This is a genomic window from Pantoea eucrina (assembly GCF_020079945.1).
GTDB lineage: Bacteria > Pseudomonadota > Gammaproteobacteria > Enterobacterales > Enterobacteriaceae > Pantoea > Pantoea eucrina.
In genome coordinates, this window is the sequence record NZ_CP083448.1 from 1859646 (window position 1) to 1879271 (window position 19626).

Sequence of the window (19626 nt, forward strand, 5' to 3'; positions counted from 1 at the left end):
ATCAGGGCGCGTAACCTCTGAAGATGCTGCCGCAAAAAAGGCAGCTATTATAATGGAAAAAGCCAGGCAGGATAAGTAGAGCTGCTGCAAAGCAGCTAATTCATCGGCATTTATGCGTTATCTTCTGCCCGCTTTCTCTTACAACCGGCATCCGGAGTCCGTTTTGACGCTTCGTATTGGTCTACCACAATGGCATCACCCGCAGTGGAAACAGTTTGGTCTGCACACGCTGGAGGATTATGCGCGTCTGTTTAGCTGCGTAGAAGGGAATACAACGCTGTATGCGCTGCCAAAACCTGAGGTGGTGCAGCGCTGGCGCGACATGACGCATGACGATTTCCGCTTCTGCTTTAAATTTCCCGCAACCATCTCTCATCAGGCTGCTCTGCGTAATTGTGATGATTTAGTCAGCGATTTTTTTCGCCTGCTGGATCCGCTCAGCACGCGCCTGGGGCAATACTGGCTGCAGCTGCCCGCCAGTTTTTCACCGGCACAGCTTGACGATCTGTGGCGCTTTCTGGATAGCCTGCCGCGCAGCTTCAGCTATGGCGTTGAAGTGCGTCATCAGGCATTTTTTGCCCGTGGCGAGGCGGAGCGCCAGCTAAACCGTGGCCTGCACGCGCGCGGCGTTAACCGGGTGGTACTCGACAGCCGGCCGGTGCACGCTTCTGCCTCACAATCGGCTGCCGCTATCGACGCGCGGGCGAAAAAACCGCGCGTGCCGCCACATGCGGTGCGCACCGGCACTCAGCCGATGGTCCGGTTTATCGGCAGCGATAGCGTGGCAGAGAGCGAAGCTCTCTTTCCGCCGTGGCGCAGCAAGCTGGCAGCGTGGCAGATAGAGAGCGATCCGCTGCTGTTTATTCATACGCCGGATATGGGAGAGGTGTTTCCGCTGGTGCAGGCGCTCTGGCCACAGCTGCAGGCGCTGGAACCCGGCCTGCGCGACCTGCCAGCGTGGCCGCAGCAGAGCGCGCTGTTCTGAGCAGGGAAACGGGTGCAGCAGAGGCGACTTTCTGCCAGAATAGCGCCCTTTCCGTTTTTCTCTTCGGATTTTCCATTATGTCTGACCGCGATACGCTATTTTCCGCACCTATCGATAAGCTGGGTGACTGGACCTTTGACGAGCGCGTGGCTGAAGTCTTCCCCGATATGATTCAGCGCTCGGTGCCCGGCTACTCCAACATCATTTCAATGATTGGTATGCTGGCAGAACGCTTTGTACAGCCCGACAGCCAGGTGTATGACCTCGGGTGTTCACTGGGGGCCGCCACTCTTTCGGTGCGCCGTAACATCCGCGTACCCGGCTGCCAGATTATTGCCGTGGATAATTCGCCGGCGATGGTTGAGCGCTGCCGCCGCCATATCGACGCCTTTCGTGCCGATACGCCGGTACAAGTGCTGGAGGCCGATATCCGCGATATCGAAATTGAGAACGCTTCGCTGGTGGTGCTCAACTTTACGCTGCAGTTTCTGGCGCCTGACGCCCGCATTGCGCTGCTGGAAAAAATTGCCCGCGGCCTGAATCCCGGCGGCGCCCTGGTGCTGTCAGAAAAGTTCAGCTTTGAAGATGCTGAGGTGGGCGAACTGCTGTTTAACATGCATCACGATTTCAAGCGTGCCAACGGCTACAGCGAACTGGAGATTAGCCAGAAGCGCAGCATGCTGGAGAATGTCATGCTGACCGACAGCGTGGAAACGCACAAAGCCCGCCTTAAAGCGGCGGGCTTTGCTCATGCAGAACTCTGGTTCCAGTGCTTCAACTTTGGTTCACTGGTGGCGCTGAAATGATCGACTTTGGCCGTTTTTATCAGCAAATCGCCACCGGCCCGCTGGCGAGCTGGCTGGAAGTTCTGCCGGCGCAAATCGCGGCCTGGCAGCGTGACAATCTGCACGGACATTTTCGCAACTGGGAAAAAGCGGTGGAGTATCTGCCGCTGCTGACGCCGCAAACGCTGGATCTGGTGCACAGCGTCAGCGCGCAGCGTGACGATCTGACCGATCGCCAGCGCGCCGGTATTGAAAAGCTGCTGCGTAATCTGATGCCGTGGCGTAAAGGCCCCTATGCGCTTTACGGTACGGAGATCGACACGGAATGGCGCTCTGACTGGAAATGGGATCGGGTGTTACCCCATATCTCTCCGCTCGCCGGGCGGACGATTCTGGACGTTGGCTGCGGCAGCGGCTATCACATGTGGCGTATGCTGGGCGCTGGCGCGCAGATGGTGGTGGGCATCGACCCGATGCAGCTGTTTCTCTGCCAGTTCGAAGCGGTACGTAAGCTGCTGGGTGACGATCGCCGCGCGCATCTGCTGCCGCTCGGCATTGAACAGCTGCCCGCGCTGCAGGCGTTTGATACCGTATTCTCAATGGGCGTGCTCTACCACCGCCGTTCACCGCTCGATCATCTGCTGCAGCTGAAAAATCAGCTGGTGAGCGAGGGTGAGCTGGTGCTGGAAACGCTGGTGATTGAGGGCGATGAACATGCCGTCCTGGTACCGGGTGAGCGCTATGCGCAGATGCGCAACGTCTACTTTATTCCGTCAGCGGCAGCGCTGAAAGGCTGGCTGGAGAAGTGCGGTTTTGTTGATGTACGCATTGCCGACTATGCGGTCACGTCCGTGGAAGAGCAGCGTCGCACCAGCTGGATGACCAGCGAGTCGCTGGCAGAGTTTCTCGATCCGGCCGATAGCAGCAAAACTGTTGAGGGTTACCCCGCGCCGCTGCGCGCCGTACTGGTTGCCCGCAAGCCCTGAAAATACGCGCCGCGACGGCATCGCGGCGCGTCAGGTATTATCCTGCTACTGCTCATCTGCTGACCGATCCCAGTACTGATATTTATAGGCGGAAGTAAGATGACGCTCGATAGTGCCTTTGGCAAACACCTCTTTTTCGTGCAGAAAACTCAGCGTACAGTTGCCGGCTTCATCCCAGAGCTGACAGGTGTCCGTAGAGTGCAGCGTGCTGACCGGCGTGGTCGCCAGCCCGCTTAATCCCAGCTCGCGCCACTGCTTATCATAACGCCAGATCTCCCGGCTGCGCGCGCTTTGCGTCTCAACCACCCGATCCTGCGCATTCCAGCGCCAGCGGTTTTCACCGTTATTCTGTTTATCGCTGCCGCGCGTGACGCTCTTCTGCACCCGTAATCGCGGGTCGTAATGATAGGCGATCGCTGCAGAACCCTCACTGCCCATATTCACGAATTTATCGGTGGCGCTGATGATGTTTCCCTGCGGCCCTTTGCGCCAGCTCAGCGTACCCTGTCGCTGATCCACCACTTCTTCACGCCCCGACTTAATCGCGGTAACCCGCCAGGCGTACTCCGCTACCCAGCCGCGCTGTACGCGGGCAATATGCTGCTCCATGCTCAGCACAATATTCCCTTCGCGCTTATCGTAGCTGATATCAGCCACCATCAGGTCGCCGCAGCGGTCAAACTGGCCCAGCACGCGTTTCTGGGAGTCAACGTCTTTACCAAACTCCCCGGCAATAACCTGCCGCACCGCGCCTTTTGCCGCGCCGCCCAGCAGGATCCAGAGATTGCTGCTGCTGATGTTATGGCTGAGCGGCGGACAGGGAGCGGTGGCCGCCTGCGTCGGGCAGGCAGCTAAATATGTCAGCAACAGCGTTGCACAAAGGTGGCATTTCATAGGGTTATCCGCATGGAGCCATCTGTTAAGCAAAGCACCTTTTCGGGCAAATCGCTATGCAGATGGCGGGCGGAGAAGAAAATTATGCCGGGTATAGCGAATATACAAGGGGCTGAATCAACCGCAGAACAGGCTATGTTTGCCGGCAGCCGGCTCACCTGCGCGTTTTTAACGGCATAAAAAAAACCCCAGCAAATGACTGGGGCGTGGTACTTGCAAACATCACGTCAGGGTTGGTGGCGTGCTGTGCGGCAAAATCGATAGCGGATCAGGCGACCCGGTTAACGTTCATCTGCATCATACTTTTCATGGCTTCTATTACGTCACCATCAACGCAGGAACGGCTGAATTCATCGGTTTCTGCTTCGGCGCACATCGAAACACCCGCTTTGCGATAGCGCATAGGGGAAGCGATGGCGCGACTGGCTGAGCTGTGGACCTCCTGCAAGCCGCAATCCAGAAACTTCTGCAGATTGCTCAGGCGTACACCAGCACCGGCCATAATGATTGGACCCGTGCTTAATTGATTAAGTTCCCTGAGTAGTGCAATTCCTGTTTCTGCACTCTGCTGCTGGCCTGACGTCAGAATGCGCGCGACACCCAGATCGGTCAGCACCTCCAGCGCCCGCCTGGGGCTGTGGCACAGATCAAACGCCCGGTGAAACGTCACGGCCAGGCCATCGCACAGTTGCATAATCTGCTGCATACGCGGCACATCGATATGCGCATCTTCATCCAGAACGCCCACGACGATGCCGGGAAAGCCCCATTCGCGTATCTGCGCGATATCCGATTTCATGATGTCAAACTCCAGACGGGAGTAGCAAAAATCGCCGCCGCGCGGCCGGATGATGGGATGCACCGGAATAGTCAGCTCGCGCAGCGCGGCCTGCAGCATGCCCGCTGATGGCGTCAGCCCGCCCTCGCGCGGGGCGCTGCAAAGCTCTACGCGATCGGCACCGGCGCGCTGGGCGGTCACTGCGCAATCAATGCCGTAGCAACAAATTTCCAGTTTCGTCATCGGTTTCTCCTTATCACGACTGCTGGCTCAGAGGGGGTAGCTTCGGTTAGTCTGTTACTCACTCATTTTACGTGGAAAGCGCACTATGGTATTCGATTTTGATCAACGGATAGACCGCGGTCACAGTGATAGTCTTAAATGGCACAAATATCGTGACCGTGATGTGCTGCCACTCTGGATTGCAGATACCGATTTTCGCTCGCCACCCTGTATTATTGAGGCCATTCAAAAACGAGTCGCACACGGCGTATTTGGTTACGGTGTCACGCCTGCCGGACTGACAGAGATTATCGTGCAGCGCATGGCGGAGCGTTATGACTGGATTATCAGGCCGGAATGGATAGTGATATTGCCGGGTGTGGTAAGCGGACTTAACATTGCCGTGCGTGCTTTTACCGCAGCCGGAGAACGTACCGTGGCGCCTGCGCCCATCTATCCGCCGTTTCGCGGCGCTTCCCGGCTGGCCGATCGCGCGCAGCTCAGTCTGCCGCTGCAGCGGACAAAAGATCGCTGGGTCATGGACATAGATCGGGCGGAGATGACGGGCAACGAGCGACTGCTGATGCTGTGCAACCCGCAAAACCCCGGCGGCACGGTATACCGGCGCGATGAACTCTCCCGCCAGCTCGCATTTGCGCAGCGTCACGATCTTATCGTCTGTTCAGATGAGATCCATGCCGATCTGGTGCTTACGCCGGGCGTGCAGCACACGCCGTTTGCCGCGCTGAGTGAGGATGCCGCACAGCGCAGCATAACGCTTATCTCTCCCTCTAAAAGTTTCAATATCGCCGGGCTGGGCGCCTCTATGGCCATTATTCCCGATGATACGTTGCGCCGGCGCTTTAAGCAGGTGCGTGAGGGGATCGTGCCGGGCGTGGATATTCTGGCGCTGGTTGCCGCCGAGGCGGCGTGGCGCGAGGGTGATGCGTGGCTGCAGGCGCAAATTGCCTATCTGCGCGCAAACCGCGACTGGCTGGCGAGCCGCATTGATGCACTGCCCGGCCTCGATATGGTCGTGCCGGACGCGACCTATCTCGGCTGGATTGACGCCAGCGGCCTGCAGAGTGAAAACCCGGCGCGCTATTTTGAGCAGTACGGGCTCGGCTTCTCGCCCGGAGGCGATTTTGGCGATGACCGCTTTGTCCGCTTCAATTTTGGCTGTACGCGCGCCACCCTGCAGGAAGCGGCAGCGCGTCTGGAGCAGGCGGCGGAAGCCCGGCGTTAATCGCGCTCGCTGGCGACAATTTCCTCAAGTCGCCAGGGGTGAAACTTGATCGTGGTTTCACCATCGGTGACGGCCAGCACAGGATTAGGCAGGCGTTCATTTTCGCCCTGCGGCGCGCTGGTTTTAAAAGAGATGCCGGGCTGCGTCAACGCCGTATCAGAGAGCAGCGCCATAGCGCGCATGCCCAGCGTTTCCGGCTCACCGCGCAGGACGATTTCAATATGTTCCCAGCCCTCGTGCCGGTAAAGCTTCGCGCCCGGCCAGGGCAACTCGATGACATCAACCTGCTGCCCTGCCAGCGTAACCGGCTGCCGGAGTTTAAACAGACAGATCGGTCGACCGTTAATCATCGCTTCTGAAAAGAGCTCACCAATCTGCAAAAAGCCGCGCTTCCAGCGTTCGGCGGTAGCAAACTGGTGACAGCGCACGGCCAGATGATCAATCTCATGTGCCTGCGGTGAAAGTCCGAGTCGCGCAGCAAAAGCCTGCAGCGCCTGCTCAAAACGGCAAAAATCTTCTGTTAAATCGTCTAACTCCGGGGGAAAATCCAGCTTCATTGCCTGAAACCTCAACGTCTGTTCAGTGAAATTAATCATTAAAATCAATATGCCAGCTTTTGCAGCCTGACAAAAGCTTCGGATTCATCCGATTTAGTCAATAAAAACCGTCAAAACCAGATAAAAACAGGCTTACATTCAGATTATTCTTTCAATCAGGACCAGGCTTAACTTTATAAAAACAAGATAACCTTATGATTATATTGACGAATCTTTACACAATGAGATAACTCTTATTTGGCCGCCAATGAATTGCAGATAACCCCCCTTTCTTATAAATTTGAGTTTCTACCTCACAAGGAACGGCTCTATGTCTATGCTCATTGTTGTCGCGGCTCTCATTGCCTTAACGGGATTCGCCATTTCCCGCCACTGGAAAGTGCGTGAAGACAAAAGCGTCAAAAACCCTCGTCGTCACCCGCGCCGCCGTTAATCGGCGCGCGGTTTTGCCGTCAGCTTACCGGTCCGGGCCGACTGCTGTTGCTGACGCATCCTAACATTTCACGTATACTTCCCCTCTCTTTTTTTCCGTCCCGACACAAGCGCGGGATGATGGTATCGGCTCGTCCTCTGCTGACGGGCCTTTTCAGCATATGAAGGTAACGCGGTGAATATTCAGGCTCTTCTTTCCGATAAAGTCAGTCAGGCGATGCGTGCAGCGGGTGCGCCCGACGATTGCGAACCGCTGGTTCGTCAGTCAGCTAAAGTCCAGTTTGGTGATTATCAGGCGAACGGCATCATGGGCGCGGCAAAACGGCTGGGCCAGGCACCGCGTCAGCTGGCTGAACAGGTGGTGAAGCATCTGGATCTGACCGGCATTGCCAGTCATACCGAGATTGCAGGGCCTGGCTTTATCAATATTTTCCTCGAGCGCCAGTGGCTGGCACAGCAGGCCGCGCAGGCGCTGCAGCAGCCCGATCTCGGCGTCAGCAAACCTGAACCGCAAACCATTGTTATCGACTACTCGGCACCTAACGTGGCGAAAGAGATGCACGTGGGCCACGTGCGCTCCACCATCATCGGCGATGCGGCGGTGCGGACGCTGGAGTTTCTGGGTCACAATGTGATCCGGGCTAATCACGTCGGCGACTGGGGTACGCAGTTTGGCATGCTTATCGCCTATCTGGAAAAGCAGCAGAATGAAGATCATGCTGATATTGCTCTCGCCGATCTGGAAGCATTTTATCGCGAAGCAAAGCGTACTTACGATGAAGATGAAGCGTTCGCCGCGCGCGCGCGCAGCTATGTCGTCAAGCTGCAGGGCGGCGATGAGTATTGTCGCGTCATGTGGAAAAAGCTGGTTGATATCACCATGAGTCAGAATCAGCTGGTCTATGACCGTCTGAATGTCACCCTGACGCGTAATGATGTCATGGGAGAGAGCCTCTACAACGATATGCTGCCAGGCATTGTCGCTGACCTGCGTGAAAAGGGTCTGGCGGTCACCAGCGAAGGCGCGACGGTGGTTTTCCTTGATGAGTATAAAAACAAGGAAGGCGAGCCGATGGGCGTTATCATCCAGAAAAAGGATGGCGGCTATCTCTATACCACTACCGATATCGCCTGCGCGAAATATCGCTATGAAACGCTGCACGCCGATCGCGTGCTCTACTATATCGACTCGCGCCAGCATCAGCACCTGCAGCAGGCATGGACCATCGTACGTAAAGCGGGCTATGTGCCAGCCTCCGTGCCGCTTGAGCACCACGCCTTCGGCATGATGCTGGGCAAAGATGGCCGTCCGTTTAAAACCCGCAGCGGCGGCACCATCAAGCTGGCGGATCTGCTGGATGAAGCCGTTGAACGTGCCCATACGCTGGTCAGCGCTAAAAATCCGGAGATGTCGCCGCAGGAACTGGCCGATCTGGCGGAAATTGTTGGCATCGGCGCGGTTAAATATGCCGATCTCTCCAAGAGCCGTACCACAGATTACATTTTCGACTGGGACAACATGCTGGCATTTGAGGGCAATACCGCGCCTTATATGCAGTATGCCTATACCCGCGTCCTGTCGGTGTTCCGTAAAGCGGGTCTGGATGCAGAGACCCTGAGCGGTGAGATTACGCTGACGGATGAGCGCGAAGCGCTGCTGGCCACGCGCCTGCTGCAGTTTGAAGAGGTGATCACGCAGGTTGCGCGTGATGGCACGCCGCATGTTATGTGTGCTTATCTGTATGACCTGGCCGGACTCTTCTCCGGCTTCTATGAGCACTGCCCGATTCTGGCGGCTGAAGAGGCGTCTGTACGCAACAGCCGCCTGCAGCTGGCGGCTCTCACCGCGAAGACCCTGAAACAGGGGCTGGATACGCTGGGGATTAAAACCGTCGAACGGATGTAATGACGGCAGCTGATAAAAAACCCGCCTTGTGCGGGTTTTTTGTTATTACCGATAGTTTACGGTCACTTCACTGCTGAGCACCCGCAGACCCGGCGGCAGCGCTCCCTGCCCCTGAAAGCCAAACGCCAGATAGAGCGGCTCTTCGGCCGGGATCAGCGCCAGACCGCGCGTGGATCCGCTGGCACCATCCAGCTCCACGCAGCGCTGGCTGGCGCAGAGGCGCACCACCAGCCCGGACGGTGCCGGACGGCTGAGCTGATAGCGCCAGTTCACCACGGCGATGTTGCCGGGTGCCGCAGAAGGCGCCCTGAGCGCTGGCGATAACAGCCAGCTGCCGCGTGCCCCAAGTCCGGGACCGCTGACGCTGGCGCTCCACGCACCGGTAGCGGCTATGCCCGCCAGCGGTGTGAACAGCAGCAGCAACATTAACGGATAGCAGCGCCGCATTATTTGCCTCCAATCGTGGCGGTCATGCGGATCTGGCGATTGTCACTCAGCTCCAGATTGGAAAGTACCACCAGCTGCGGCAGGTTACGCCGCAGGAAGCGCGCCAGCAGCGCACGCAGCGGATGGTTCACCAGCAGGACAGGCGGCGCACCGCTCATCTCCTGCTGCTGCAGCGCCGCCTGTGCCTGCATCAGCAGACGATCGGCCAGCCCTGGCTCCAGGCCACCGCCGCCCTGCAGCGCCTGCAGCAGCAGACGCTCCAGCATGGCATCCAGGCCAATAACCTGCACCTCTCCGCTGCCCGGGAACCACTGCTGGGTGATCGCCCGCCCCAGCGCCACGCGTACTACGCTGGTCAGCTCCTGTGGGTCGCTCTGCACCGGCGCGTGCTCCGCCAGCGTTTCGATGATGGTGCGCATATCCCTGATTGATACCCGCTCGGTAAGCAGGTTCTGCAGCACTTTATGCAGCGTGGTCAGGCTGATTACCCCCGGCACCAGATCTTCCGTCAGCTTCGGCATCTCCTGAGTAACGCGATCCAGCAGCTGCTGCGCCTCCTGCCGGCCAAACAGCTCGCTGGCATACTGTCCAATCAGGTGGTTGAGGTGCGTTGCCACCACGGTGCTTGCCTCAACCACGGTATAACCCTGAATCTGCGCCTGCTCTTTCAGGGCGCTGTCGATCCAGATCGCCGCCAGGCCAAACGCCGGATCAACGGTAGGCTCGCCTGGCAGGCTGCCGGCTGCGGTGCCGGGATTAATGGCCATCCAGCGGCCAGGGTAGGCGTCACCGCTGCCAATCTCCACGCCTTTCATCAGAATACGATAGCGTGCGGGCGGCAGCTCCATGTTGTCGCGGATATGTACCACCGGCGGCAGAAAACCAACCTCCTGCGCCACTTTTTTACGGATGCTGCGGATACGGCCCAGCAGCTCGCCATTCTGGGTATGATCAACCATCGGAATGAGGCGATAGCCCACTTCCATACCCAGCGAATCCTCCAGCTGAACGTCGGTCCAGGAGGCCTCAACCGTGGCGGGCGTCTCCTGGGTTTTCATCAGGCTGGCTGATTCAGGCTGCTTCTTCGGCTGCATCTCACGGCCGCGCAGCCACCAGGCAAGCCCGAGCAGCGCGCCGGTAAACAGCAGAAAGACAAAGTTAGGCATGCCGGGCACCAGACCAAGCAGGCCGATTACCCCGGCGCTGAGCATCAGCACGCGTGGATTATTAAACAGCTGCCCGACCATCTGCTCACCGACATCCTGGTCAGTGGCGACGCGGGTGACGATGACGCCTGCTGCCGTGGAGATCACCAGCGCCGGGATCTGCGCCACCAGGCCATCACCGATAGTCAGCAGCGTATAGGTCTCACCGGCGTGGCCAACATCCATCCCATGCTGCACAACGCCCACCAGCAGGCCGCCGATGACGTTGATCACCATGATGAGAATACCGGCGACGGCATCCCCGCGCACAAACTTACTGGCACCATCCATTGAGCCGTAGAAATCGGCCTCCTGCGTCACTTCGGAACGGCGACGCTTGGCCTCATCTTCGCCAATCAGACCGGCGTTAAGATCGGCATCGATCGCCATCTGCTTGCCGGGCATTCCGTCCAGTACAAAGCGGGCGCCGACTTCCGCAATACGGCCAGCGCCTTTGGTGATGACCATGAAGTTGATGATCACCAGAATGATAAACACCACGATACCGATGGCAAAGTTTCCACCGACCAGAAAGTGGCCAAACGCTTCCACGACGCGGCCCGCTGCGTCGGCCCCGGTATGCCCTTCCAGCAGAATGATACGGGTGGAGGCGACGTTCAGCGCCAGGCGTAATAGCGTTGAGAACAGCAGTATGGTGGGGAATGCCGCAAACTCCAGGGTGCGCTGGGTGAACATCGCCACCAGCAGCACCATGATCGATAGTGCGATATTAAAGGTAAACAGCAGATCGAGAATGAAGGCGGGCAGCGGCAGCACCATCATCGACAGGATCAACATTATCAGCACCGGTCCTGCCAGCACCTGCCATTGCGTCTCTTTAAAACTGCCCGGTAAACGCAGCTTTTCGGCCAGATTAGCCATCGTCTCTGTTCTCTCCTGCAAAGTCCATCTCTGCCGGGACCGGCAGATGCTTAGGTTTGGTCGGGATCAGGCCGCCTTCACGCTTCCAGCGCCGCAGCTGCCAGACCCAGGCCAGCACTTCCGCTACGGCAGCGTACAGCGCACCGGGGATAAACTGACCAATTTCAGTATGCCGATAGAGCGCTCGCGCCAGCGGCGGCGCTTCAAGGATCGGCACACGGTGCTCTTTTGCCACTTCACGGATGCGCAGCGCGATGTCACCTGCGCCTTTCGCCACCACTTTTGGCGCATTCATCTTGCCTTCCTGATACTGCAGCGCCACCGAGTAGTGCGTCGGGTTCGTCACAATCACGTCAGCTTTCGGTACATCAGCCATCATGCGGCGGCGGGCTGCCGCGCGCATCGCCTGACGGATCCGCCCCTTCACGTGCGGATCGCCCTCATTCTGTTTATGTTCGTCGCGGATCTCCTGACGCGTCATGCGCAGCTTTTTGAAATAGCTGTAGAGCTGCCAGAACACATCAAAACCGACCATCGGAAACAGACCCAGCATCACCAGCCCGCAGCTGGTGGCGACCATACTCAGGCCATGGTGCAGCGCGTTAACCGGCGATTCCGCGATCAGCCGCAGCATCTCCTGCCAGTGGCTCCAGAGATACCAGCCCGCTACCACCCCTACCAGCACCGCCTTGAGGATCGCCTTCACCAGTTCAGCCGCGCTCTGGCCGGAAAAGAGGCGTTTTATGCCTGGCAGCGGGTTGAGCTTCTTAAAATCGAGTTTGATCGACTTACCGCTGATATGAATGCCGCCCAGCGCCATCGGGGCCGCCATGGCAACAATTACCAGCCCGCCCATCAGCGGCAGCAGCGCCACCACTGCCTGCATGACCAGATTGCCGATATGCGCCACAATAATTTTGTCATCGTTCACCATACCGTGATCGAAGCGAAAACCGGTTGCCACCATACGGGCAAGCTGCGTGGCCATGTGGGAACCGCCAAGCCAGAGGATCATCAGCCCGGTCAGCAGCATCAGCACCGATGTCAGCTCGCGCGATCGCGGGATCTGCCCCTCTTCCCGCGCTTTCTCAAGTCGGTGGGGGGTGGGCGATTCTGTTTTGTCCTCGCTGCTACTCTCTTCAGACACAGCACACCTCAGCTGGCAGAAATTCTGAGTACAGGATGACAAACTTACCCGGGAGTGAAGCGCGGATTAAACGACGAAATAACCTGCTTATTGCGTCATAAGTAAAATCGTTGTCGTGCCCTGTCCGTTTTCTCAGCAGAAACAGCGCACAAAAGACGTGACGCGATCGGGGTTTTGGGGATCTGAACAGGCGCAGAAAATCTTAAAATGAGAATTTTCTGCAAAGAGATCACATTATTAATTTCACTGTAAAACATAAACTTTTATAATGTTTTATCCCGGACAGACGTTTGCCTGAAAAGATTCTTCGCTACCCGGCCTGCCCGATGCCGGGTGAACCGTAAAAGTCGCTTAACTGTTGCAGCCTTCTGCAGACCTCCTCTGCGGCTTCAGGCGTGATGTTATGGTGCTAACACGCAATTTACCGCGATGCAATAGTTTGAATTCTCAAAAGTCTTAGGTAGACTGAGACGCACGTTGTCCTGAAGAGATCTGGCTGTTTTTCGTGGTTTTTTCGCAACACACTATGTTCATACTCGCCGGGTACGCCCACTGTTACTCTGCAATTAATCTGATGGAATGATAAGGATGATGGTGAAAAAAACGCTTATGCTTACGCTGCTGGCGACCCTGACGCTGGCCGGGTGCAAAACCCCGCCGCCGGCAGTGACAGAGGATACGCTGGTAACCAGTACGGTTAACGGCGTTACCCTGACGCATCGTTATGCGGTTGCCGCACCGGCAGAGTTCACCCCCGTCAACGCATCCTGGCGCGCACTCTACGCCGCTTCCGTTATGACCACCCCTGACTACGGCGGTAAAGTCGTGCGCTACCTTGATAACGCCCAGCGCTTTGAAGTGCTTGGCCGGGTGGAGCATAACTGGCTGGCGATTGCTGAAGAGCCTGAAGGCCAGCTGATAGGCTATATCCCCCCTAAAGCGGCCGTTGAGACCAGCCGCTATGACGCCACGTTGCGCAGCGATCGCCCGAAACCGCGTCGCGCTAAACAGGTGTGCGTGGCAGTAGGCGGTGCCAGTAAGGCGTGCCGCACCACTGATACCGCGACCTGGATCCTGGATTGAGTCAACAATCTGGCGCATATTGGCGACAGTCATACCGCAGTTTATGGCAAAATAGCGCCGTCATCGCCAGGAAAAACGAGAGTTAATGATGCAGGATCCCATTGCCCGCGAGGATATCAGCGCGGGCAACGATAACCTTTTGCTGAACGCCGCCGCCCCGGTGCTGAATGCTGTTGTCCGCATCCGGCAGGCTGCCACGCATGACGATCCGGCCGGGTTGCGCCAGCTGCTGATTGATGAAATCCGGCTGTTTGAACAGCGCTGCAAGCAGGCTGGCCTGCCGTTTGAGATGATCATCGGCGCACGCTACTGTCTTTGCAGCGTGCTGGATGAGGCGGCGGCACAGACGCCGTGGGGGACGCGCGGCGTCTGGTCAGGCAACGGCATGCTGGTGAGTTTTCACAATGAGAGCTGGGGGGGTGAAAAATTCTTTCAGCTTCTCTCCCGCGTTTCGCAAAGTCCGCAGCAGCATCTCTGGCTGCTGGAAGTCATCCACTACTGTCTGCTGCTGGGATATGAAGGTCGCTACCGCGGCAGCGAAAGCGGTCGCACGCAGTGTGAAGGGATCCGCAAACGTCTGGCGCAGCTGATCCACGACGCGCGCGCTGCAGAGAGTAACACCGCAACGCCGCTGGTCGAGGTGCATCCGTTAGTGAACAGCCTGACGCGGCCGATGGTCCCGCTCTGGGCCTGTGCCACCGTGGCGGCGCTTATCGCCTGCATGGTCTACAGCATGCTGAACTGGCGGCTCGGCAATGCGGCTGAACCGCTGCTGCGCGATATCTATCAGACTCCCCTGCCGCAGATCATGCCCGGACGACGCCCCGCTTCACCGCAGGCGCTGCTCGATCTGCGCCAGCGTCTGAATGATGTGATTGCCGCCGGCCAGCTGGAGGTCAGCGATGGCGCGTTTGGCAGCAAAGTCATTATTCCCGCCGATAAACTTTTTGTTCCGGACGGCACCGTTGTAAACCCGGTCGGCCGCGCGCTGCTGGCGCACGTCGCCAGCGCTATGAAAAGCGTTAAAGGAACCGTTCTGGTCTCGGTCTATACCGATAACCGCGCCGTCGATGGACGTTTCGCCTCCAGCTATGAATTTTCACTGGCCCGCGCGCGCGCTATTACGCAGCTGCTGACGACGCAGCTGGCGTCGGGGCAGAGCGTTAAAGCTGAGGGGCGCGGCGACAGTAATCCGCTGCTGCCTAACGACAGCAATGAAAACCGCGCCCGCAACCGCCGGGTTGAGATCACACTCTTCGCTGCGCCGGAAGCAGCGGCTACCCCGGAGGGCCAACGCTGATGCGCACATCTGTTCGTCACCTGCTGACTCATCGCCTGCTCTGGAGTCTGATTGGTGTTACCGCCCTCAGCTGCCTGGTGTGGATGCTTGGCCCGCTCTGGGTATGGGGTGAGACCCGACCGCTGGAGCCGGTTTTCTCCCGGCAGCTGGCCGTGGCCCTGCTCTTTTTTTGCTGGACGCTGTTTCAGCTTATTCCGGCAATATGGCGCGGCTGGTTCAATAGCAAGCTGCTGAATCGTCTCCAGAGCATGAGTCAGGAAGAGCTCTCCGATCGTCACTCCACCGAACAGGTGCTGGCACAGCGCTTTAGCGAAGCCGCGCTGCGTCTGAAACGCACGCAGTTTGGTCGCCATCATCAAAAAAGCTGGCTGGCGCGTTTTCAGAGTCACTATCTTTATGAGCTTCCGTGGTATCTGATTGTCGGCGCACCGGGCGCGGGCAAAACCACCGCGCTGCTGAACGCCGGCCTCTCTTTTCCCCTTACGGATACGCACGGCAATAGCGCAGTGCGTGGCGTAGGCGGCACCCGTCACTGCGACTGGTGGTTTACCGACAGCGCCGTGCTGATCGACACCGCCGGGCGCTATGCGCTGCAGGAGAGCCAGCGCGCGCGCGACAGCGCCGAGTGGCAGAGCTTTATCAACCTGCTCAAGCGCTACCGCACGCGTCAGCCAATTAATGGCGTGATCCTCACCATCAGCGTGGCCGACCTGCTGACCGACACCGCAGAGGCGCGGCATGCGCAGGCCACGGCGCTGCGCTGCCGTATGGCTGAGCTGCATCAGCAAACCGGTATCCATTTTCCGGTCTATATCATGGTAACCAAAACGGATCTGCTGAAGGGATTTCTGAGCTTTCATGCGGGCCTCAGCAAGCCGCAGCGGGATGCCATCTGGGGATTTACCTTTCCCTGGGAGCCGGGCAAACCTCACAAAGACGAGTGGCAGAGCAGTTTTACGGCACGTTTTCAGCGGCTTGAGCAGCAGCTTAAGCAGCAGCTGGCGGAGCGCATGGCGGCCGACCGCGATCTGATGCAGCGCGCTGACAGCTTTCTCTTTCCGCAGGAGTTTGGTTCCCTGCGCCCGCTGCTTAATGAGTATCTGGACGTGATCTTCTCCCGTCATGAGGAGGATATTGCCTGGTCTGCCCGCGGGCTGTTTTTTACCAGCGGGACCCAGGAAGGCCTGCCGTTTGACCGCATTATGGGCGCCCTTAATCGCAAGCTGCAGCTGCCGCAGAGCGGTGACCACACCCTGGCAGCCTGGGACAGCGTTAACCGCAGTAATCCTATTCCGGGCAATAAAGGCCAGAGCTACTTTATCCGCGATCTGCTCAGCGAACTGGTGTTTCGCGAAAGCGGCCTTGCCGGCAGCAACCGCCATTGGGAATACCGCAACCGTCTGCTGCACTGGATCGGCTATGGCGCGCTGGCGGGTGCGCTGCTTCTGCTGTGCGGCTTATGGCTTACCAGCTATGTGCAAAACCAGCGCTATCTTGATCAGGTGGCGAGCCGTATTGCGCCCCTGACGCAGCAGAGTCAGCAGGTCACACATCAGCCCGTCGATAATATTTTTGATCTGCTACCCTTCTTAAATAACCTGGTAAAGCTGCCGCTGTCCGAGCGCTTTTCGCTGGATAATCCGCCGCTTACTATGCGCGCCGGACTCTATCGCGGCACACAGGTCAGCGACGCGGCCTGGGTGCTTTATCAAAATGCGCTTAAGTCTCTGCTGCTGCCGCGGGTGGCGCAGCAGATCACGCATTTGCTGCGCGACGATCCTGGCACCGATAACGCTTACAGCCGCAACGCGCTGCGCGCCTATCAGATGCTTTATCAGCCGCGAAATTACGACGGCACGTTTCTGCGCAGCTGGCTGATCGAAAATCTGCAGCGCACGCTGCCGGCCGATGTCAGCGTGCGCGATCTGCAGCAGCTCGACTGGCATCTCAGTCAGCTGCTCGATCAGCAGATACAATCTTCACCCTATGCACGTGATAACGCGCTGATGATGCGCAAGCTTGCAGAAAACCTGAAACGGGCGGGTCAGGAGAGCAGCGTGCTGGCGACCGCGCCAGAGGCCTCTGCCGGACAGCTGACCCGCTATAGTGAGTGACGGTGAGGTAAACATGGCGAACCACAGCGTGCCGGGCTGGTATGGCAAACTCCCCGCTACCGGCGATTTTTTGCGGCAGCGCCTGAGCGAGGCCACGGTCTCCCCCTGGAGTCACTGGTTTCAGCAGGGACTCACCCACTGGCATCAGCAGCAGCATGCCAGCACGCAGCTCTTTTTGCGCGCGCCGGTGTGGAACTTTGTTCTGCCGCTGTCGCCGCTGCGTCAGCAGGTGCAGATGGGCTGCCTGCTGCCCTCGTGCGATCGCGTAGGACGCGCCTGGCCGCTGCTGGCCCTGCGCACCTTTACGCTGAATGAGTGGCACCCGGCGCAGCTGACTATCTCCGGCGACTGGTTTCGCGAACTGGGCGGGCTGCTCTGGTCAGCGGTGCGCGCTCGCACCCTGCCGGAGAGCCTGGAAGCAGAGATGCAGCAGCTCTCACCCCTGCTGGTGCCCGGCAATCAGCGCAGCGATATTATGGATGTCATCGGTTTTGCGGATCTTCCCTGCACCCTGAGCTGGCAGGAAGTGGCAGAACGGTTTGAACCGCAGCAGCATATCAGCTACTGGTGGAGCAATCGCAGTGACGGCTTTGCCCACGCCACCCATAAACACAGCGGCCCGCTGACCGCAGAGCTTTTTTCACTGTTATTTAACCCGGCGGCGGGTGCGCAGCCGGGACGTAATGGCCTCTATCCACCCATGTTTGAATAAGCCGGCACGTTTGCCTTGTTAACGGGATGACTCATGCAATTTACCTTTGTGCAGTGCGATACGGATGTGCCCGCCAGAAGCGTCACCTTTATGCCGCCTGGCGGCACCATTGGCCGCAGTCAGGATAACGATCTGATCCTGCCTGATGAGACGCGCGCCATCTCACGCCTGCAGGCGCTTGTCCATCTCTCTGCCGAAGGGGAATGCCGTCTGACCGCACAGGGCAGCGTGACGGCGATTGAGCTCAATGGTCAGGTGGTGCAGCGGGGTGCCCAGGCCCTGCTGCAGCATGGCGATCGGCTGCAGATTGGTCAATATATGCTGGAAATTACCGATCCTGCGCATCAGCCTGCGCTACAGGACGATCCGCTGTCGTTTTTTAGCGAGGACGCCAGCGATCCACTTGGCATGCAGCAGGAGGCCGTCCTGAGTGCTGAGCTGATGCCGGAACCCCCTGCTCCGGTACGTCAGGAGCGGCGGCCCGATCCGCGGCTGGCCATCGATCCCGCCCGAGACAGCGCACCGCAAACCCGCCTGCCTGCAGAAGCCGGCGAGGAGAAGCTTATCGCCGCTCTGCTGGAGGGAATGGGACTCAATAATGGTCATCAGACATCGCTCGGTGAAGAGCAGATGCGCGTTACCGGTCGTATGCTCAGCCTGTTTTCTCAGGGAACCGTTGCCCTGCTCTCCTCGCGTTCAATTCTTAAGCGCGGCGTGAAAGCGGATATGACCATGATTCTGAACGAAGCCAATAATCCGTTTAAGATCCTGCCTTCCGGCAAAACCGTGCTGATGCAGATGTATCAGAGCCAGATGCCGGGTTTTATGCCGCCTGAAGCCGCAGTGCGCGATGCGCTGGTAGATTTGCAGGCGCATCAGCTGGGCATGATTGCCGGTATCCGGGCGATCATTGCTGCCATGTTGCAATCGTTTAATCCGCAGCGGCTGGAAGATCGCGCGCGCGAGGATGGCGCTCTGCCTAAAATCGCCTTCAGCAGCGGGCGCAAGGCCGCCCTGTGGGACGCCTTTACGCGACACTATCAGCGCACTGCCGGCGAGATTGAAGATGACTTCCATACGCTGTTTGGCGAAGCGTTTCTCAACGCGTATGACATGGAAGTTAATCAGTATAAAGATTCACAGACGCGGACGGATGAGACATGAAAATGATGTTTGCCAGCCGCTGTCAGCAGGGCCGGCGTGACGAAAATCAGGATCGCACTGGTGCGCAACTCGACGACGAGCGCGCCTGCTTTCTGGTGTGTGATGGCGTAGCCGGATTACCCGGTGGCGACTATGCAGCGCAGCTGGTGCGCGATACGCTCCTCAGCGCGGTGCAAAACAGCCGCAGCTTTACGCCTGCCACTACCCAGGCGGCTATCACTCTTTGTCAGCAAACGCTGGCGGCTGAGCAGGGGAAGAATCCGAAATTTTCCCGCATGAGCACCACGCTCGCGGCTCTGTTTATTGACCGTGAAAAACAGCGTGCATGGTGGGCGCACGCCGGTGATAGCCGGGTTTATCACTTTCGTCATGGTACGCTATGTGAGGTAACCCGGGACCATAGTCTGACCCAACATCTGCAAGAGGCAGGCTATGAAAATTCCGGCATTAACAGTAATTTACTTTATAATGCCCTCGGCACTGAGCCGGTACGCCCGGTGACCTTCAGCAGCGCGATTGACCTCCAGGACGGCGATGCGTTTCTGGTCTGCACGGATGGCTTCTGGCTTAACCTGACCACGCAGGAGATGGAACAGGCGTTACGCATGGTTAACGCCTGTGAAGAGTGGCTGACGCTGATGGAACAGGCGGTCAATCGCAGCGACAAGCGGGACAACCTGAGCGCGCTGGCAATCTGGATTGGCGAACCGCAGGATGCCACGCTGCTCTATTCTCAGGCTGATGCGGCGCGCTTTGTGCCGCCTCACTATTGATTTGCAAG

At 58.3% G+C, this 19626-nt stretch carries 18 protein-coding genes; 12 read left to right on the forward strand and 6 right to left on the reverse strand.

Going from position 1 to position 19626, the window contains the following annotated elements:
* Window positions 1–163: 163 nt before the first annotated feature.
* The 3 genes from LAC65_RS08740 (at window position 164) to cmoB (ending at window position 2756) form a co-directional block, all read left to right on the forward strand.
* Complete coding sequence (locus LAC65_RS08740; RefSeq protein WP_039384895.1) at window positions 164–985, forward strand: DUF72 domain-containing protein; 822 nt, start codon at window positions 164–166, stop codon at window positions 983–985.
* Window positions 986–1062: 77 nt separating this feature from the next.
* Window positions 1063–1791 carry a carboxy-S-adenosyl-L-methionine synthase CmoA gene (cmoA, locus tag LAC65_RS08745; protein WP_039385978.1) on the forward strand — a complete coding sequence of 243 codons (729 nt, stop codon included), beginning with the start codon at window positions 1063–1065 and terminating at the stop codon, window positions 1789–1791.
* The gene (cmoB, locus tag LAC65_RS08750) at window positions 1788–2756 is read left to right on the forward strand and encodes a tRNA 5-methoxyuridine(34)/uridine 5-oxyacetic acid(34) synthase CmoB (protein ID WP_039384896.1); all 969 of its coding nucleotides are present in this window, start codon (window positions 1788–1790) and stop codon (window positions 2754–2756) included. The genes cmoA and cmoB overlap by 4 nt, the downstream gene beginning before the upstream one ends.
* A gap of 45 nt (window positions 2757–2801) precedes the next feature.
* Here the strand turns inward: cmoB and LAC65_RS08755 are convergent, their stop codons facing one another.
* The gene (locus tag LAC65_RS08755) at window positions 2802–3650 is read right to left on the reverse strand and encodes a hypothetical protein (RefSeq protein ID WP_039384901.1); all 849 of its coding nucleotides are present in this window, start codon (window positions 3648–3650) and stop codon (window positions 2802–2804) included.
* 268 nt (window positions 3651–3918) lie between these two features.
* Window positions 3919–4671 (reverse strand): copper homeostasis protein CutC, encoded by a 753-nt coding sequence (cutC, locus tag LAC65_RS08760; RefSeq protein WP_039384902.1) that lies wholly within the window; start codon window positions 4669–4671, stop codon window positions 3919–3921.
* An 85-nt stretch (window positions 4672–4756) separates the two neighbouring features.
* On the opposite strand from cutC, the gene LAC65_RS08765 reads away from it, so the two are divergent.
* On the forward strand, window positions 4757–5896 hold the full coding sequence (locus LAC65_RS08765) for a MalY/PatB family protein (RefSeq protein WP_039384905.1): 1140 nt from the start codon (window positions 4757–4759) through the stop codon (window positions 5894–5896).
* On the opposite strand, the gene LAC65_RS08770 is transcribed toward LAC65_RS08765, so the two are convergent.
* Window positions 5893–6453 (reverse strand): VOC family protein, encoded by a 561-nt coding sequence (locus tag LAC65_RS08770; RefSeq protein WP_039384907.1) that lies wholly within the window; start codon window positions 6451–6453, stop codon window positions 5893–5895. The two genes, LAC65_RS08765 and LAC65_RS08770, sit on opposite strands and share 4 nt — an antisense overlap.
* Window positions 6454–6763: 310 nt before the next feature.
* Here LAC65_RS08770 and LAC65_RS18210 point away from each other — a divergent pair, with 310 nt between their 5' ends.
* Window positions 6764–6886: a hypothetical protein gene (locus LAC65_RS18210; RefSeq protein WP_256390561.1), complete on the forward strand. Its 123-nt coding sequence runs from the start codon at window positions 6764–6766 to the stop codon at window positions 6884–6886.
* Between the two features lie 174 nt (window positions 6887–7060).
* Window positions 7061–8791 carry an arginine--tRNA ligase gene (argS, locus tag LAC65_RS08775; RefSeq protein WP_039384909.1) on the forward strand — a complete coding sequence of 577 codons (1731 nt, stop codon included), beginning with the start codon at window positions 7061–7063 and terminating at the stop codon, window positions 8789–8791.
* A gap of 45 nt (window positions 8792–8836) precedes the next feature.
* On the opposite strand, the gene flhE is transcribed toward argS, so the two are convergent.
* The 3 genes from flhE to flhB are packed head-to-tail and all read right to left on the reverse strand — an operon-like array spanning window position 8837 to window position 12472.
* Window positions 8837–9238, reverse strand: a complete 402-nt coding sequence (flhE, locus tag LAC65_RS08780; RefSeq protein ID WP_071668897.1) for a flagellar protein FlhE — start codon at window positions 9236–9238, stop codon at window positions 8837–8839.
* Complete coding sequence (gene flhA / locus LAC65_RS08785; protein ID WP_039384912.1) at window positions 9238–11325, reverse strand: flagellar biosynthesis protein FlhA; 2088 nt, start codon at window positions 11323–11325, stop codon at window positions 9238–9240. Before flhA ends, flhE begins: the two co-directional genes overlap by 1 nt.
* The gene (gene flhB / locus LAC65_RS08790) at window positions 11318–12472 is read right to left on the reverse strand and encodes a flagellar biosynthesis protein FlhB (RefSeq protein ID WP_039384913.1); all 1155 of its coding nucleotides are present in this window, start codon (window positions 12470–12472) and stop codon (window positions 11318–11320) included. The genes flhA and flhB overlap by 8 nt, the downstream gene beginning before the upstream one ends.
* 594 nt (window positions 12473–13066) lie before the next feature.
* On the opposite strand from flhB, the gene LAC65_RS08795 reads away from it, so the two are divergent.
* The 6 genes from LAC65_RS08795 to LAC65_RS08820 all read left to right on the forward strand — a co-directional run bounded on the left by LAC65_RS08795 (window position 13067) and on the right by LAC65_RS08820 (window position 19618).
* The gene (locus tag LAC65_RS08795; RefSeq protein WP_039385979.1) at window positions 13067–13555 is read left to right on the forward strand and encodes a hypothetical protein; all 489 of its coding nucleotides are present in this window, start codon (window positions 13067–13069) and stop codon (window positions 13553–13555) included.
* Window positions 13556–13640: 85 nt separating this feature from the next.
* On the forward strand, window positions 13641–14855 hold the full coding sequence (gene icmH / locus LAC65_RS08800; protein WP_039384916.1) for a type IVB secretion system protein IcmH/DotU: 1215 nt from the start codon (window positions 13641–13643) through the stop codon (window positions 14853–14855).
* Window positions 14855–16969 carry a type VI secretion system membrane subunit TssM gene (gene tssM, locus LAC65_RS08805; RefSeq protein ID WP_039384917.1) on the forward strand — a complete coding sequence of 705 codons (2115 nt, stop codon included), beginning with the start codon at window positions 14855–14857 and terminating at the stop codon, window positions 16967–16969. The genes icmH and tssM overlap by 1 nt, the downstream gene beginning before the upstream one ends.
* Window positions 16970–16982: 13 nt before the next feature.
* Window positions 16983–17681, forward strand: a complete 699-nt coding sequence (gene tagF / locus LAC65_RS08810) for a type VI secretion system-associated protein TagF (RefSeq protein WP_039384923.1) — start codon at window positions 16983–16985, stop codon at window positions 17679–17681.
* Window positions 17682–17714: 33 nt separating this feature from the next.
* Window positions 17715–18845, forward strand: coding sequence for a type VI secretion system-associated FHA domain protein TagH (gene tagH / locus LAC65_RS08815; protein WP_039384924.1), 1131 nt, complete (start codon window positions 17715–17717; stop codon window positions 18843–18845).
* A complete protein-coding gene (locus tag LAC65_RS08820; protein ID WP_039384925.1) occupies window positions 18842–19618 on the forward strand; it encodes a PP2C family protein-serine/threonine phosphatase in 777 nt (258 codons plus the stop codon). The genes tagH and LAC65_RS08820 overlap by 4 nt, the downstream gene beginning before the upstream one ends.
* Window positions 19619–19626 lie beyond the last annotated feature (8 nt).

Coding starts and splice junctions, on each gene's coding strand:
- cmoA (WP_039385978.1), top strand. CDS start 1,063: ATGTCTGACCGCGATACGCTATTTTCCGCACCTATCGATAAGCTGGGT.
- icmH (WP_039384916.1), top strand. CDS start 13,641: ATGATGCAGGATCCCATTGCCCGCGAGGATATCAGCGCGGGCAACGAT.
- LAC65_RS08770 (WP_039384907.1), bottom strand. CDS start 6,453: ATGAAGCTGGATTTTCCCCCGGAGTTAGACGATTTAACAGAAGATTTT.
- flhA (WP_039384912.1), bottom strand. CDS start 11,325: ATGGCTAATCTGGCCGAAAAGCTGCGTTTACCGGGCAGTTTTAAAGAG.
- cutC (WP_039384902.1), bottom strand. CDS start 4,671: ATGACGAAACTGGAAATTTGTTGCTACGGCATTGATTGCGCAGTGACC.
- LAC65_RS08765 (WP_039384905.1), top strand. CDS start 4,757: ATGGTATTCGATTTTGATCAACGGATAGACCGCGGTCACAGTGATAGT.
- LAC65_RS18210 (WP_256390561.1), top strand. CDS start 6,764: ATGTCTATGCTCATTGTTGTCGCGGCTCTCATTGCCTTAACGGGATTC.
- tagH (WP_039384924.1), top strand. CDS start 17,715: ATGCAATTTACCTTTGTGCAGTGCGATACGGATGTGCCCGCCAGAAGC.
- flhE (WP_071668897.1), bottom strand. CDS start 9,238: ATGCGGCGCTGCTATCCGTTAATGTTGCTGCTGCTGTTCACACCGCTG.
- tagF (WP_039384923.1), top strand. CDS start 16,983: ATGGCGAACCACAGCGTGCCGGGCTGGTATGGCAAACTCCCCGCTACC.
- cmoB (WP_039384896.1), top strand. CDS start 1,788: ATGATCGACTTTGGCCGTTTTTATCAGCAAATCGCCACCGGCCCGCTG.
- LAC65_RS08820 (WP_039384925.1), top strand. CDS start 18,842: ATGAAAATGATGTTTGCCAGCCGCTGTCAGCAGGGCCGGCGTGACGAA.
- LAC65_RS08755 (WP_039384901.1), bottom strand. CDS start 3,650: ATGAAATGCCACCTTTGTGCAACGCTGTTGCTGACATATTTAGCTGCC.
- tssM (WP_039384917.1), top strand. CDS start 14,855: ATGCGCACATCTGTTCGTCACCTGCTGACTCATCGCCTGCTCTGGAGT.